Origin of the sequence: Actinomadura sp. 7K534, assembly GCF_004348575.1 — a bacterium.
GTDB lineage: Bacteria > Actinomycetota > Actinomycetes > Streptosporangiales > Streptosporangiaceae > Spirillospora > Spirillospora livida.
Map to the genome: position 1 here is coordinate 1 of NZ_SMKB01000183.1, position 14581 is coordinate 14581.

12 protein-coding genes and 2 pseudogenes are annotated in these 14581 nt (G+C 72.6%); 3 read left to right on the top strand and 11 right to left on the bottom strand.

Features of this window, described 5'->3' with window-relative positions; all coding sequences use genetic code 11:
- Positions 1–400 (bottom strand): annotated as a pseudogene (locus E1266_RS27565) (hypothetical protein); the annotation flags it as partial.
- 160 nt (positions 401–560) lie between these two features.
- Between E1266_RS27565 and E1266_RS27570 the strand changes: the two are divergent.
- Both E1266_RS27570 and E1266_RS27575 read left to right on the top strand, forming a co-directional pair.
- Positions 561–1523, top strand: a complete 963-nt coding sequence (locus E1266_RS27570) for an NAD(P)H-quinone oxidoreductase (protein ID WP_132051896.1) — start codon at positions 561–563, stop codon at positions 1521–1523.
- 7 nt (positions 1524–1530) lie between these two features.
- The gene (locus tag E1266_RS27575; RefSeq protein ID WP_132051898.1) at positions 1531–2076 is read left to right on the top strand and encodes a bacterial proteasome activator family protein; all 546 of its coding nucleotides are present in this window, start codon (positions 1531–1533) and stop codon (positions 2074–2076) included.
- 16 nt (positions 2077–2092) lie between these two features.
- Here E1266_RS27575 and E1266_RS27580 read toward each other — a convergent pair whose 3' ends face one another.
- The 8 genes from E1266_RS27580 to E1266_RS27615 all read right to left on the bottom strand — a co-directional run bounded on the left by E1266_RS27580 (position 2093) and on the right by E1266_RS27615 (position 9956).
- Positions 2093–2896, bottom strand: a complete 804-nt coding sequence (locus E1266_RS27580; RefSeq protein WP_132051900.1) for an HAD family hydrolase — start codon at positions 2894–2896, stop codon at positions 2093–2095.
- 63 nt (positions 2897–2959) lie between these two features.
- Positions 2960–4219, bottom strand: coding sequence for a serine--tRNA ligase (serS, locus tag E1266_RS27585; RefSeq protein WP_132051902.1), 1260 nt, complete (start codon positions 4217–4219; stop codon positions 2960–2962).
- Positions 4220–4271: 52 nt separating this feature from the next.
- Positions 4272–5090, bottom strand: coding sequence for a class I SAM-dependent methyltransferase (locus E1266_RS27590; RefSeq protein WP_207945948.1), 819 nt, complete (start codon positions 5088–5090; stop codon positions 4272–4274).
- 14 nt (positions 5091–5104) lie between these two features.
- Positions 5105–6166 carry a hypothetical protein gene (locus E1266_RS27595; RefSeq protein ID WP_165966235.1) on the bottom strand — a complete coding sequence of 354 codons (1062 nt, stop codon included), beginning with the start codon at positions 6164–6166 and terminating at the stop codon, positions 5105–5107.
- Positions 6167–6291: 125 nt separating this feature from the next.
- Entirely contained in the window at positions 6292–7005 is a 714-nt protein-coding gene (locus E1266_RS27600) for a DsbA family oxidoreductase (protein ID WP_132051906.1), read from the bottom strand.
- A 72-nt stretch (positions 7006–7077) separates the two neighbouring features.
- Positions 7078–8016 (bottom strand): prephenate dehydratase, encoded by a 939-nt coding sequence (gene pheA / locus E1266_RS27605; RefSeq protein ID WP_132051908.1) that lies wholly within the window; start codon positions 8014–8016, stop codon positions 7078–7080.
- 129 nt (positions 8017–8145) lie between these two features.
- The gene (locus tag E1266_RS27610) at positions 8146–8604 is read right to left on the bottom strand and encodes a DUF4446 family protein (protein WP_132051916.1); all 459 of its coding nucleotides are present in this window, start codon (positions 8602–8604) and stop codon (positions 8146–8148) included.
- Positions 8604–9956: a glycosyltransferase 87 family protein gene (locus E1266_RS27615; protein WP_243718948.1), complete on the bottom strand. Its 1353-nt coding sequence runs from the start codon at positions 9954–9956 to the stop codon at positions 8604–8606. Before E1266_RS27615 ends, E1266_RS27610 begins: the two co-directional genes overlap by 1 nt.
- 53 nt (positions 9957–10009) lie before the next feature.
- Here E1266_RS27615 and E1266_RS39605 point away from each other — a divergent pair, with 53 nt between their 5' ends.
- Positions 10010–12283 (top strand): hypothetical protein, encoded by a 2274-nt coding sequence (locus tag E1266_RS39605; protein WP_132051910.1) that lies wholly within the window; start codon positions 10010–10012, stop codon positions 12281–12283.
- Between the two features lie 586 nt (positions 12284–12869).
- Here the strand turns inward: E1266_RS39605 and mptB are convergent.
- Positions 12870–13412: pseudogene (mptB, locus tag E1266_RS39610) on the bottom strand (polyprenol phosphomannose-dependent alpha 1,6 mannosyltransferase MptB); the annotation flags it as partial.
- Between the two features lie 260 nt (positions 13413–13672).
- Complete coding sequence (locus E1266_RS27625; RefSeq protein WP_132051912.1) at positions 13673–14407, bottom strand: glycosyltransferase family 2 protein; 735 nt, start codon at positions 14405–14407, stop codon at positions 13673–13675.
- Positions 14408–14581: the final 174 nt, after the last annotated feature.

The window sequence follows — 14581 nt, forward strand, 5'->3', positions numbered from 1 at the left end:
GGGGCTGGGACGGGTCGTACCCCGGGTAGCCGGCGGCGTACGGCGGGGGCAGCATCCCGCCGTCGAACGGCTGCGGCAGGGCGCCGCCCTCGTAGGGCGGGGGTTGCGGCGGCCCGCCGAAGGTCTGCTGCGGGTAGCCGGTCTCGGAAGGCTGCTGGAACGAGGGGGGAGCCGCGAGCCAGGGGTTGGCGTTCGGGTCCGTCTGCTCGACCGGGGACTGGGGCTGGGACTGGGCGTCCTCTTCCGGGGGCGCGTTCTCCTTCTCGGCGGGGGCGGGCCCCGCGCTCTGCTCCCCCTCGGCGGCCGGGGCGGGGGACTGCCCGGCCGGCTCGCCGCTCATCGCGTCCAGAGAGGCCAGCCGCTCCTCCAGGGAACGCCCGTCGTGCTCGTTCCTTGCCACCGTTCTTCCCCCTCGGGCACGCCTCTGATGATCAACACGGAGCAGGTCGGCAAAAAGGTCCCCGTGCAGGATACCCGTGCACCAATACCACGCATCCCGCGTGGAGATCGACGTTGGCGTGGTAACGGGCGGGTCCGGTTCGCCCGGTAGCGTGACTGGTATGCATGCGATCGTTGTCCGCGAGCCGGGAGACCCCGACGTCCTGGAGTGGACGGAGGTCCCCGATCCGGCGCCGAAGCCGGGCGAGGTGCTGATCGACGTCGTGGCCAGCGCGGTGAACCGCGCGGACGTCATGCAGAGGATGGGCTTCTACCCGCCACCACCTGGCGCTTCCCCGTACCCGGGCCTAGAGGTGTCCGGACGGGTCGCGGAACTCGGCCCGGACGTCACGGGCCTGAATGCGGGCGACGAGGTGTGCGCGCTGCTCGCCGGGGGAGGGTACGCCGAACGGGTCGCGGTGCCCGCCGCGCAGGTGCTCCCGGTACCGCGCGGGGTGGACGTCGTCGACGCCGCCGGTCTGCCGGAGGTCGCGTGCACGGTGTGGTCGAACGTCTTCATGCACGCCGGGCTGCGCGAAGGGGAGACGCTCCTCGTCCACGGCGGCGGCAGCGGAATCGGGACGCACGCGATCCAGCTCGCGAAGGCGCGCGGCGCGCGGGTGGTGACGACGGTGGGCAGCGCGGAGAAGGCGGCCCGCTGCCGGGAGCTCGGCGCGGACGTGACGGTCGACTACCGCGAGGACGACTTCGTCGAGCACGGCCCGTACGACGTGATCCTGGACGTGATCGGCGCGAAGTACCTGGCCCGCAACGTGGACGCGCTGGCCGTCGGCGGCCGCCTGATGGTGATCGGGCTGCAGGGCGGCACGAAGGCCGAGCTGGACATCGGCAAGCTGCTCCGCAAGCGGGCGCTGGTCCACCCCACGTCCCTGCGCTCCCGCCCGCCGGCGGAGAAGGCGGAGATCGTGGCGGGAGTACGCGAAAATGTGTGGCCGCTGCTGGAATCGGGCGCCGTCCGGCCGGTCGTCGACCGGCGGTTCCCGATGCCGGACGCGGCGAGTGCGCACCGGCTGCTCGAGGAGAGCGGCCACGTCGGCAAGATCCTGCTGACCGTAGGAGGATAGGAGGACAATGAGCGACCCTTCGAAGAACGAGTCCGGACAGGAACCCCAGGTGCTCGTGGTCGGCCCGGGCGGCATCGCCATGGAGGGCGGTTCCGAGGGCGAGCACGAGACCAAGTCGGTGACCGGGATGGTCGAGCAGCCGGCGAAGGTGATGCGGATCGGCGGGATGATCCGGCAGCTCCTGGAGGAGGTCAAGGCCGCCCCGCTGGACGAGGCGAGCCGAGCCCGGCTGCGGGAGATCCACAAGTCGTCCATCAAGGAGCTCGAGGACGGCCTCGCGCCGGAGCTGGTCGAGGAGCTGGACCGGCTGTCGCTGCCGTTCACCGACGGCAGCGTGCCGAGCGAGGCGGAGCTCCGGATCGCGCAGGCGCAGCTCGTCGGCTGGCTGGAGGGCCTGTTCCACGGCATCCAGACGACGCTGTTCGCCCAGCAGATGGCGGCGCGCGCCCAGCTGGAGCAGATGCGCCGCGCCCTGCCCGCCGGGATGATGCCCCCGGGCGCCGCCGCGGACGACGACAAGCCGCAATCGCGTTCGTCGGGCCCCTACCTGTAGGTCGCGGCGCGCGGCGTCACGGGAAGAGGCGCTCCAGCACCTCGGCCACGCCGTCGTCGTCGTTGCGCGACGTCTTGTGCGTGACGGCGGCGAGCACGAGCGGGTGCGCGTTCGCGACCCCGTACGAGGTGCCCGCCCAGGTGAGCATCGGCAGGTCGTTCGGCATGTCGCCGAAGGCGACGACGGCGTCGGAGGTGAGGCCGTGCTCGGTGCACAGGGCGGCGAGGGCGCTGGCCTTCGTGACGCCGTGCGCGCTCATCTCCAGCAGGCCCCGCCCCGACGAGTGGGTGACGGTGACGAGGTCGCCGACGGCCTCCATCGCCTTCGCCGAGAGCACGTCGGGGTCGGCCTCGGGGTGGAACGCGAGCAACTTCGTCCCGCTGCGGTCGACGAGGTCCTCGAAGTCCACCGGCCGGCCGCCGAGGGCCGCCGCGTCCCAGCGGCCGAGCAGGTAGCTCTTCTCGAAGACGAAGCCGTCCGGGTGCTCCACGGCGAACCGCAGCTCCGGCGCGACCGCGCGGAGCCGCCCCACCGCCTCCGCGATCACCGGCGGCGGGATCTCCATGGTCTGCAGCACGGTCTCGGTGTGCAGGTCGTACAGCACCGCGCCGTTCGCGCAGATCGCGACGCCGTGGTGGTCGACGGCCGTGGCGATCTCCTTCATCCAGCGCGGCGGCCGCCCGGTCACCATGACTAGCATCGCCCCGGCCCGCTCGACACGGGCCAGGGCGGCGACGGTGCGGTCGGAGATGGTCCCGTCGGAGCGCACGATCGTCCCGTCGAGGTCAGTGGCGACCACGCGCGGCGAGAGATGGGTCATGTCACCTTCCAGGGCAGATGGGACACACCATAAGCCACGTCCGGGACAAACCCCCGCCGGGTGTCAGCGCTTCACCGGCTCCAGGACGTCCTGGCCGAGGAACTTCCGCAGCGCCTCGGGCACGCGGACCGTGCCGTCCGCCCGCTGGTGGTTCTCCAGGATCGCGACCATCCACCGGGTGGTCGCCAGCGTCCCGTTCAGGGTCGCGACCGGCTGGTTCCGGCCGTCGGCGTCCTTGAACCGCACGGCGAGGCGCCGCGCCTGGAACTCGGTGCAGTTCGACGTCGAGGTGACCTCGCGGTAGGTGTTCTGCGTCGGCACCCACGCCTCGCAGTCGTACTTGCGGGCCGCGCTGGAGCCGAGGTCGCCCGCCGCGACGTCGATCACCCGGTACGGGATCTCGACCTTGGCGAGCATCTCCTTCTCCCACTCCAGCAGCCGCAGGTGCTCCTCGTGCGCGTCGGCCGGGTCGCAGTAGGAGAACATCTCCACCTTGTCGAACTGGTGGACGCGGATGATGCCGCGGGTGTCCTTGCCGTACGAGCCGGCCTCGCGGCGGAAGCACGACGACCACGCCGCGTACCGCCGCGGGAGGGCGTCGATGATCTCGTTCATGTGGTACGCGGCGAGCGGCACCTCCGACGTCCCGACCAGGTACAGCTCGTCCTGCGGGAGGTGGTACACCTCGGCGGCGTGCGCGCCGAGGAAGCCGGTGCCCTCCATCGCCTCCGGCTTCACCAGGACCGGCGGGTACATCGGCACGAACCCGGCCGCGACGGCCTGCTCCATGGCGAGGTTGAGCAGCGCGTACTGGAGCCGCGCGCCCACGCCGGTCAGGTAGTAGAACCGCGCGCCCGACACCTTCGCGCCGCGCTCCATGTCGATCGCGCCGAGGCTCTCCCCCAGCTCCAGGTGGTCCTTGGGCTCGAAGTCGAACACGGGCGGCTCGCCGACGTGCTCCAGGACGACGAAGTCCTGCTCGCCGCCGGGCGGGGCGCCGTCCTCGATGAGGTTCGGGACGCTCTTCAGCAGCGCGTCGAGCTCCTCGCCGAGCCGGTCGGCCTCCGCCTCGCGCTCCTTGACCTCCTGCGCCAGCTCCTTGGCGCGGGACAGCAGCTCCTGCCGCTCGTCGCCCTTCGCCTTGGACACCGACTTGCCGAAACTCTTCTGCACCGCCCTGAGCTGCTCGAACGACGTCAGCGCAGAGCGGCGCCGCCCGTCCACGTCCAGCAGCCGGTCGACGACGGTCTCGTCCTCGCCGCGGGCGCGCTGCGAAGCGCGCAGCCGCTCGGGATCCTCTCGAAGAGCTCGCAGGTCGATCACAGACCCGAGGCTACCGGCCCGGCCGGGCCCGTGCGCGCGAGTATCGCCGGTGTCAGCGGACTCCGCTCGCGAGAAGCGCGTGCGCCGGCAGCGCGACGCGTCCGTCCGGCGAGCCGTCCCGCACCGCGTGCCGGGCCACGATGCGGTCGTAGGCGTCCTTGATCCGCGCGACGGTCGGCGCGTCCTGCCGCCCGACGATGACGCCGTTGGTGCCGATCCTGGCCAGGGCGCCCAGCTCCCACCACCGCTCGGCGTCGGTGACGTGCTCCCACGTCACCTCCTCGACGGCGACCTCGCCGAACCCGGCCTCCGTCACCAGCCGCCGGAACGCCGCCGGCTCGCCGTACTCCATGAACGGCGGCTCGGGGATGTCGTCGGGCCACGGCACGCCCGCCTCCGCGATCGCCTCCCGGACGATCGCGAGGGCCCCGCTGCCCGGCATCACCCAGCAGCTCAGCGCCAGCCGCCCGCCCGGCCGCAGCACGCGCCGCAGCTCCGCGAGCGCGACGGCCGGGTCACCGACGTGGTTGATGACGAAGTTGCCCGCGACCGCGCCGAACTCCCCGTCCGCGAACGGCACCTCGGGCAGCACCGCGACGCGCACGTCCAGGCCGGGGACGTTGCGGCGGGCCGCCTCGGCCATGCCCGGCTCGGCGTCCATCGCCGACACGTCGGCACCGCGCCGGACCGCCTCCCGCGACACGAAGCCGGGCCCCGTCCCGACGTCGAGGAACCGCGTCCCCTCGGCGACGCCGGCGGCGTCCAGCAGCGGATCGATCATGTAGTGGGTGAGCCGGGCGAAGCCCTTCTCGTACGCGTCGGCGCGCCCGTCCCACAGTTCCCGCTCGTAGGCGTCGAAGTCTTGGACCACCCACGCACCCTACGTCAGCGCACGTCCACGTAGTCGGCCGGCTGGTTGGAGCCGACGTAGGTGCTGCTGCCCCAGTACCTGGCGAGCCAGGTACCGTCCTGCGACGCCTTGAACTTCCTGTTGAACCAGCCGTTCGTCGCGGTCTTCGTGATGGCCATCTTCGTCCAGGTCGACGACCCCTTGGGCCTGAAGTAGATGTGGATGTTCGCGCCGGGCCCCGGCTTGCCGGCGGGCATGTAGCGGTACAGCAGGCCCTTGACCGTGATGTACGCGCCCTTCTTCACCGGCTCCGGTGAGGCGTTGTAGGAGTGGATGTGGGTCCGGTACCCGACATCGACGTAGTCGGTCGGAAGATTGGAGCCGGCGTAGGTGGCATTGCCCCAGTACCTCGCCAGCCACGTCCCGTCCTTGGACGCCTGGAACTTCTTACTGAAGTTCCCGTTGCTCGCCGTTTTCGTCACACCCATCTTCGTCCACGCAGACGACCCGCTCGGCTGGAAGTAGATGTGGATGTTCGCGCCTGACCCCGGCTTCCCCTCGGGCATGTAGCGGGACAGGTTCCCCGTGACCGTGACGTACGCCCCCTTCATCACCGGCTCCGGCGAGACGTTGAAGTACTGGATGGCTGTCCGGTACTTGACATCGACATAGTCGGAACCGCTCACGGCCGGCGTGTACTCGTTGTTGCCCGGGTATTGGGCGCGCCAGTAGCCGTCCTCCGTCCCGACCGTTGTCATGTCGAACGTCCCGTCGGCAGAGGTCGTCTGAGACGTCACACGCGTCCAGTCCGTGCCGTTCGTGGAGAACTCCACGAACACGCGCACACCGGCCAGTCCGTAGGTGACCCCGTCGACATCGGCCACCAGGCGCCCGCTGAGTCGCCTCCAGCCGTCGTACCAGCTCGGCTCTGGGCCTGCGTCGAAGCCGACGAACCGCGCGGCCTTCCGGACCTCCGCGGCGCCCGCCGTCGCATGGCCGCCGGGCAGCAGCGCCGTGTTCGCGTGGGCGGTCGCGGGGACGTACAGGGCCGTCGCCACGACGGCGGCGGAGACCAAGAGGGCCGACGAGGAGCGCAATGGAGGGCCTCTCCACTTGGGGGTGTTGTGGAGTTGACGCCCGAGATCGACCATCGGTTTACCGCCACCCCGACCAGGTGGTCACATCCCGGTCGCCGGAGACCTCGCCGGCCTCCCGAGGCCGGTCAGGGGGTGTTGTTGGGGACGGCGCATCCGTCGTCCGTGCAGGTGCCGGTGTCGTCGCCGATCGTGGTGAGCTTGGGACGCGCGTCCGCCCAGGCGCGGTCGAGGACCTGCGTGAACGTTTCGGCCGGCTGGGCACCGGAGACGCCGTAGCGGCCGTCGACGACGAAGAACGGGACGCCCGTCGCGCCGAGTTCGCGGGCCTCGCGCTGGTCGGCCTCCACTTCGGCGGTGAACTTCCCGGACGTGAGGGCCTCGCGTGCGGCGTCGGCGTCCAGGCCCGCCTCCTCGGTGACCTTCACCAGTGAGTCGCGGTCGAACACCGAGCGCCGGTCGGTGAAATGCGCCTTGTAGAGGGCCTCCACGACCTCGTCCTGCACACCGTGTTCCGCCGCCAGATGGACGAGTCGGTGCGCGTCGGCGGTGTTGCCCGCCCGGCCGTCCTCCAGGTGGTATTCCAGGCCCACTCCGGCGGCGCGCTCCTCCATCTGGCGGTTCATCTCGACGGCCTGCTCGCGCGACATGCCGTACTTGCCGGCCAGCATGTCGGCGACGTCGACGGTCTCGCCCTTGGGGAACGACGGGTCGAGTTGGAACGCGCGGTACACCACTTCGACCTGGTCGCGGTGCTCGAACTTCTCCAGCGCGTGCTCGAAATGCCGCTTCCCGATGTAGCACCAAGGGCAGATGACATCGGACCAGATCTCGACGCGCATGGGAGGGCACCTCTCTCGGAACGGTTGAACCTTCTACAACACGTCCCGGCCCCGGTTGATTTCCGGGCGAGCTCAGCCCCGGCCGGTGCGGATGCTCTCCAGCCAGGTGGCGGCCTGGGCGAAGTCGTCGTCGTGGGTGCCGCGGCGGATTTCCGGCTGGACCCGGTCGGCGCGGTGGTAGGAGCCGACGAAGCGCACGTCGGAGCAGACGCGGCGCAGGCCCATCAGGGCCTCGCCCACGCGGGCGTCGGCGACGTGGCCCTCGAAGTCCATCCAGAACAGGTAGGAGCCGAGGCCGGCGCCGGTCGGGCGCGACTGGATCAGGGTGAGGTTGATGCCCCGCACGGAGAACTCGGTGAGGATCTCCAGCAGGGCGCCCGGGTGGTCCTCGCCGATGAACGCGGCGACGGTCGTCTTGTCCGTGCCGGACGGCGCGGGCGGGGTGCAGGGGCGCTGCAGGACGACGAAGCGGGTGACCGCGTCGGCGACGTCGTGGATGTCCTCGGCGAGGACGGCCAGGCCGTAGCGGGCGGCGGCGAACGAGCCGGCGAGTGCCGCGTCGTAGTGGCCGTCGGCGACGTGCTGGGCGGCCTCGGCGTTGGACGTGGCGGCGCGCCACTCGGCGTGCGGGACGTTGTCGAGCAGCCAGCGGCGGCACTGCGGCTGCGCGATCGGGTGGGACGCGACGGTCTTGATGTCGTCCATCGCGGTGCCCGGGCGGACGAGGAGCGCGAACGAGACCGGAAGGTGGATCTCGCCGACGATCTGCAGGGGTTCGCCGGTGGCCAGCTCGTCCAGCGTGGTGGGGACGGAGCCCTCGACGGAGTTCTCCAGCGCCACGACGGCGGTGTCGGCCTCGCCGCGGCGGAGCGCCTCCAGGACGGCGGGGACGGTCGCGTACGGGACGTGCTCGGCCTCGGCCGCGCCCGGGAGGGTCAGCAGCGCGGCCTCGGTGAAGGTGCCCCGCGGACCCAGGTAGGCGTAGCGCGCTGGCCTGTCGTCTGCGGTCACGGGTCCCCCGGGTGCGTGTTACTGGTGAGTGGGAAGCGCCTCGGCGAGAAGCGAGGTGAGAACGCCGAGTTTACCGCCCGCCCGGTAAAGACCGCCCGCCGACGACCGCTGGGCGTGGCCGCGGGGCCGTCAGGCGCGGGCGCTGGGGGTGCGGTCGCCGCTGCCGAAGTCGGCGAGCGGGTCGTCCATCGACACGATGGGCCCCTTGCCGAGCCGCGCCGCCCGCAGCACCTGGTTCTCCTCGGGGGAGAGCATCTCGACGGCGTGCCCGCCCTGGACCGCCTTCGCGTAGGTACGCGTCTCCGTCCGCCCGTTGATGGAGCTGACCACGACCCCGTCCCCCACCGCGTTGATCAACGCGAGCGAGAAGGAGCGGTGCCCGGACATCTCCTTGAGGGCGTCGTAATGGACGATGGCGAGGTCGCGCAGGGCGCGCTCGTCCACCGAACCGCTGGCGACCTGAAGCTGGCGCCTCAGCATTTCCCCGCACTCGCCGACGACCTGGTTCACCCGGTTGTGGGCGACCACCGCGATGGACAGGCCCGCAACACCCGCGACCAGGCCGGCGACGGCCACCGCGACAAGCATCACGGGCTGAGCGTACCCACCCTGACCTCCCGCCGCGAAGGATCCTCGTGATCTACTCGCGGATCGAGACGTTTCACGAGCCAGTGGCCGAGCAGCACGACCGACGCGAGGGCCGCGGCGCCGAACGTGTCGCGGAGCACCTCGCCCGTGAAAACCGAGACCGGGGAGTGCTCCGGGCCGATCATGGCCCGCGCCCACCACGGGATCGGGAACAGGAAGAGCAGCCAGAGCGCGAGCGCGAACAGACATCTTCGCGTGTCCCGGCCATCACCGGCCAAAGCCGCGATCACCGCGATCATCCAGACGAGGTGGTGGATCCAGCCCACCGGGGACAGCGCGACCGACAGCAGCCCGACGATCGCGACGGACCCGAGGAGCAGGCTCGTGGCGTCCGGCCCGGTCAGCAGCGCGGCGACCTGGGACGACCGGCGGGCCCAGCGGAACCCGTAGTACGCGACGGCCGCGGCGAGGACGACCCACACGAGCGTGCGGACGGGACCCTCGTCGAAGATCCGCGCGACGATCCCGTGCACGGCCTGGTTGGTGGTGCCGTCGACCGCGCCGGTGCGGTCGCCGCCCTGGAGCAGCGCGCCGAACCAGTAGTCGGCCGAGTCGGACGGCAGCAGCGCGAACCCGGCGAGGGTGGCGGCCGCCGCGGTGAGCACCGCGTTGCCCAGCGCCTCCCGCCGCCCGGTGATCAGGAACCAGATGAGGAAGACGCCCGGCACCAGCTTGATCGCGACGGCGAGGCCGACGAGCATCCCGCGCGGCCACCGGGCGGTGCGGGCGCAGCAGTCGGCCAGGCACATGGCGAGGAGGAACAGCCCGACCTGGCCGAAGCGGAACTGGTCCCGGACGGGTTCGAGCCACGTCATCGCCGCGACGAGCACGCCGGCCGCCAGCGGCGCCCAGCGGCCGAACCGGCGGATGAGGTCGCGGAAGGCGTAGCAGACCGTGACGACCAGCGCCGCGTAGATGAGGGCCGTCCACACCGCCTGGGCGACGGGCCAGGACAGCAGGGTGAACGGGACGGCGAGCACCGCGGCGAACGGCGGGTAGGTGAACGGCAGCAGCTGCGGCGGTTGCGTCAGCACGTCGTAGAGCGGGGCGCCGCGCAGGATGGCGCGTCCGCCGTCCCGGTAGACCTCGAGGTCGACGAGCCGCTGGTCGGGCGGGTTGCCGAGCCAGCGGACGACGACGGGCGTCACCGCGGCCACCGCGACGACGACGCCCGCCAGGAGGATCAGCAGATCGGCCCGCGGCCACCGCCGTCCGGCGGCCGGGACGGGCTCGTCCCCGGCACGGGCCTCGTCGCGGGCCTCGCTCACAACCTGCGCCTCGGGACCGTCCACAGCCGCAGGATATGGCCACACGGCGTTGGTATGGCTCTTGTAACCTGTGCGCCATGACTTCGCGGGGAGCAAAGATCGCCATGTTCCTCGCGACCCTCGTCGCGGTGCTGACGGGTCTTTCCGGGCTGTTCCCGGTGCACGCCCAGGCCGCGGCTCCGGAGAGCGCTTCCCAGCGGGGCTCCGCCGCGATCGACGGCCGCGTCGTGATCATCGGCGTGCCCGGGCTGCTGTGGAGCGACATCGGCGAGGAGAAGACGCCCGCGCTGTGGGGGCTGACCGGGCAGGGCTCCGCGGCGAGCCTCAGCGTCCGCACGACGCGGGTCGCCACGTGCCCGACGGACGCCTGGCTGACGGTGTCGGCGGGCCAGCGGGCCCGGCTGCCGCACGGCGACTGCGCGCTCCCGGCCACGCCGATCCTGGCCGGGCAGGACTCCCCCGCGGGCCCGGTGCCGGAGGGCGGCGCCGTCGCGCCCGGCTGGCCCGCGATCAAGAGCGACAACGCCGACACCAACTACCACGCGCAGATCGGGCTGCTCGGCGACGCGGTCCAGAAGGCGGGCGGCTGCACGCTGGCGGTCGGGCCCGGCGCGGTGTTCGGGCTCGGCAACGGCGGCGGGCGGGTCGACCGCTACGTCCCGTCCCCCGACCGGGTGACCGCCGCCGACTGGGCGGCCTGCCCGCTCGCGGCGGTCGAGGTCGACGACCTGTTCCGCGCCTACATCGACGCAGGCGTCGACCACGAGGGCGCGCAGGTCCCGCTGTCGGAGACCACGCGGGCCGAGGCCGCGGCCGCCGCGGACCGCCGGGTCGGGCAGGTGATGACCGGGCTCCCGGAAGGGACGACGGTCCTGCTGGCCGGGCTGTCCGACATCGGCGTCGACCCCCACCTGCGCGTCGCGATCGCCAAGGGCGGGGCGGCCGGCGGCACGGCCTACGAGCCCGGCTACATGACGTCCGGCGCCACCCGGCAGGACGGCCTGGTCACGCTCACCGACGTCACCGCGACGACGCTGAAGCTGCTCGGGCTGCCGCAGCCGAAGCAGGCCGTCGGGTCGGTCTGGCGGCCGGAGCCGTCGGACGGCACCACCCTCGAACGCGTCGAGGCCCTTGAGGACCAGGACGTCGCCGCGCAGGGGACCCGGGCCGTCCAGACGTCGTTCTACTGGGTGCTCTTCGCGACGCAGCTCGTTCTCTACGGCATCGCGGCGCTCGCGCTGCGGCGGCTCGGCGGCGACCGCAGCTCGCGGGCCCGGATACTCGGCGGCACCCGCGTGATCGCGCTGCTCGGGGGAGCGGCGCCGGGCGCGTCGTTCCTCGCCGGGCTGCTGCCGTGGTGGCGGGCCGAGCATCCGACCCCGGTCCTGATCTGCACCGTGCTCGGCTTCGCCGGGCTGCTGACCGGGCTGGCGCTGGCCGGGCCGTGGCGCCGGTCGCTGTTCGCGCCCGGCCTGGTGATCACCGGCATCACCGCGTCCGTCCTCGCGCTGGACGTCATGACCGGGTCGAACCTCCAGCTCAACACGCTCATGGGGTACACGGCGCTCATCGCCGGACGCTTCTACGGGTTCGGCAACCAGGCGTTCTCGCTGTTCGCCGTCGCGGCGATCCTGACGGCGGCGTGGCTGTCGGAGTACCCGCTGCGCGCCGGGCGCAAGTGGCTCGCGCTGGGGATCGTCGTGGTGATCGGGGCGTTCGCCGTCGCGGTGGACGGGCTCCCCGCGTGGGGCAGCGACTTCGGCGGCGTACTGGCGATGGTCCCGGCGTTCGCCGTCCTCGGCCTGATGGTCACCGGGCGGCGCGTCTCCCCGGTCACGCTCGTGCCGTTCGCGCTGGCCGGCGCGGCGCTGGTGCTGTTCATCTCCTACCTGAACTCGCGGAGCGAGAACCCGACGCACCTCGGCCGGTTCTGGCGCGACCTCATGGACGGCGAGGCGTGGGGCGTCGTCACCCGCAAGTTCGACGCCATGGTGAACAGCCTCGGGTACTGGCCGTACACGCTGGCGATCGCCGCGGCGGTCGTGTTCCTGTTCTTCGTGCTGGCGCGGCCGACGCGGTGGCGGGTGTCGCTGCTGCAGCGCGCCTACGAGCACAGCGTGACGATGCGTCCCGCGCTGATCTCCGCGCTGACGGTCGGCGTCATCGGCATGCTGGTGAACGACTCCGGCGTGGTGATCCTGTCGGTCTCGCTCAGCCTGGCGACCCCGCTGATGCTCGCGGCCGGCGTGCGGTCGCTGGAGATCGACCTGAGAAACGAAGACTCTGCACCACCAGAATCGCCAGGATCGCGACCAGCGTCCACGGAATCACCTTCGGCCGAACGAAGGTGAACAGCCAGGACAGGTCGTCCGGCAGGCTGATCCGGGCGGGCGCGCGCGCCGGGAGGTAGGCGAGGCTGAGCGCGGCGGTGTGGGCGAGCAGGATCCAGTCGACGCGCGTCCAGGGCAGCAGGGCGAGCAGCGCCCAGCCGAACCCGTCGTACCAGGGCAGCGCGTACGGGGCGGCGAACAGCCACGCGAGGACGAACGCCGCGGCGATGCGGCGGTGCTCCCCGTCCGGCGCGTCCTCCGCGACGGATCCCCCGGGCGGGACGTCCTCGCGCGGGAGCGTGCGGGCGAGCAGCACGAACAGCACGAGCCCCAGCAGCAGCGCGCCCGCCTTGATGACGTCGCGGCGCGCGCCGCGGCCGAACCACTCGTCCAGCAGATGCCAGGGGGTGGCGAACGAGACCATGCCGCTCGCCTCGCGGACCTGGTCGAGGGCGTGCGGTCCGGCGAGGAGGTACGACAGCGCCGCGACCGCGCCGGCACCGCCCGCGAGGGCCGCGAGGCCGGCGATGGAGCGCCGCACCCGGCCCGGCCGCGTCCCGCGGAGCAGCGCCCAGGCGGGGCCGCCGGCGACGAGCGCGGCGGGCAGCTTGACCGCCGCGCCGACCCCGGCGAGGGCGCCCGCGGCGAGCGCCCGCACCCATCCGGCGCGCAACCAGCGGGTGCGGGCGCCGAAGAGGGCGAGCGCCGCCACCATCGGCGCGATCGCGAGGACATCGTTGTGCGCGCCGCCGATCAGGTGGAACAGCACGAGCGGGTTGCACGTCCACAGCAGCGCCGTGCGGAGCCGCCGTTCGGCGGTGCCCGCCGTCCGATAGAGGATCAGCGCGGTCAGCGCGAACGCGAGCGTGTTGGCGACCGACAGGACGAAGACGGTGAGCCGCACCGAGCCGCCGCCGATCCAGGCGGCGAGCGCCTGCTCGCCCGTGGCGATCGGCCCGTACACCGACGGGGTCGTGCGCCACTCCTCGGGCGCCCCGGCGACGGGGTCGTGCGCCAGCTCGGCCGCGCTGGTGTCGTAGGGGTCGTGGCCCGTCGCCGCCATCCGCCCATAGGAGGCGTAGTTCAGGTGGTCGGTGGACCCGACCGGCGGCATCATCATGAACGCGACGGCCGCCAGCAGCCCCGCCATGGCCAGCGGGAACGCCCGGACGCGCCACCCTTTCCGGACGGCGGCGAGGCACAGCCCCAGCCCCGCAGCCCCGGCCAACACGCCCGCGGCGACGAGGCCGATCACCAGGTACGGCGACGGGTGGGCGACCAGCGAGTACGGCGGCTCGGCGGCGGCTCCCTCCAGCTCGGGCTGGAAGACGGACGGGCCCAGCAGCGCGGTGGCGAGGAAGCACCCGAGGCTGAGGCCGATGCCGCACAGCCCGCCCGTCCCGAGACGGGTCACCGGCGGTTGCCGCGCAGGCGGTCTATGCGGCGGGTCACCGCGGGTTCGCGCACGGCGAGGGCGCGCGCCACGTCCCGGAACTGCCGGGCGCGGTGCAGCTGGGCGCGCAGGTCGGTCCCGGTGGCGCGGTGCGCGAGCGGGACCTCGACCTCCCGCACCCGGAAGCCCTCGCGCAGCAGGTCGATGGTGAGCGCCGTCTCCACGCCGAAGCCGGCGGCGAGGGGCAGCGCGGCGTCGAACGCGGCGCGGGTCAGGCAGCGCTGCCCGTTGAGGGGCGCGGTGGCCTCCCAGCCGGTGGCGCGGCGGATCCCGTCGCGGGACAGCCGGACGACGAAGCCGTGCCCGCCGAGCTTCACCGTCGTGGTGAACACGGCGATCGTCATGTCGGCTTCGCCGGACCGCACCGGCTCGGTCAGCGGCGCGGCGTCCCGGGCGGTCTCGGCGAGGTCGGCGTCGAGGAACAGCAGGTGGCGGGGCTGCTCGCGGCCGTCGTCGAGGAGCCGGACGGCCTCGGCGCCGCTCTCCATCGCGGCGCCCTTGCCGCGGTTGCGGCTGTGCCGGACGACCCTCGCCCCGGCCTCGCGGGCCACCCGCCCGGTGCCGTCGGACGAGCCGTCGTCGACGACCACGACCAGGTCGGCGCCGGGAAGTTCGTGCGCGGCCTTGACGGTGGCCGCGATGCGGTCGGCTTCGTCGGCGGCCGGGATGATGACCGCCGTGTCACCAGTCACCGGCCATCACTCCCGTCGATGAGCCACCTGACACCGGTCACCGCATCACTCCCGCCGAGCCGCGTCTCAACGGTCAACGACCGTCACTCCCGTCGGGCAGGGGTGCGTCGCCGTGCACGGACGACATCATGATCCCTCGCTTATGAGGAACTCCTGCGGCACCTCGTCATGGAC

Coding starts and splice junctions, on each gene's coding strand:
- E1266_RS27600 (WP_132051906.1), bottom strand. CDS start 7,005: ATGCGCGTCGAGATCTGGTCCGATGTCATCTGCCCTTGGTGCTACATC.
- E1266_RS27610 (WP_132051916.1), bottom strand. CDS start 8,604: ATGCTTGTCGCGGTGGCCGTCGCCGGCCTGGTCGCGGGTGTTGCGGGC.
- E1266_RS27570 (WP_132051896.1), top strand. CDS start 561: ATGCATGCGATCGTTGTCCGCGAGCCGGGAGACCCCGACGTCCTGGAG.
- E1266_RS27575 (WP_132051898.1), top strand. CDS start 1,531: ATGAGCGACCCTTCGAAGAACGAGTCCGGACAGGAACCCCAGGTGCTC.
- E1266_RS39605 (WP_132051910.1), top strand. CDS start 10,010: ATGACTTCGCGGGGAGCAAAGATCGCCATGTTCCTCGCGACCCTCGTC.
- E1266_RS27580 (WP_132051900.1), bottom strand. CDS start 2,896: ATGACCCATCTCTCGCCGCGCGTGGTCGCCACTGACCTCGACGGGACG.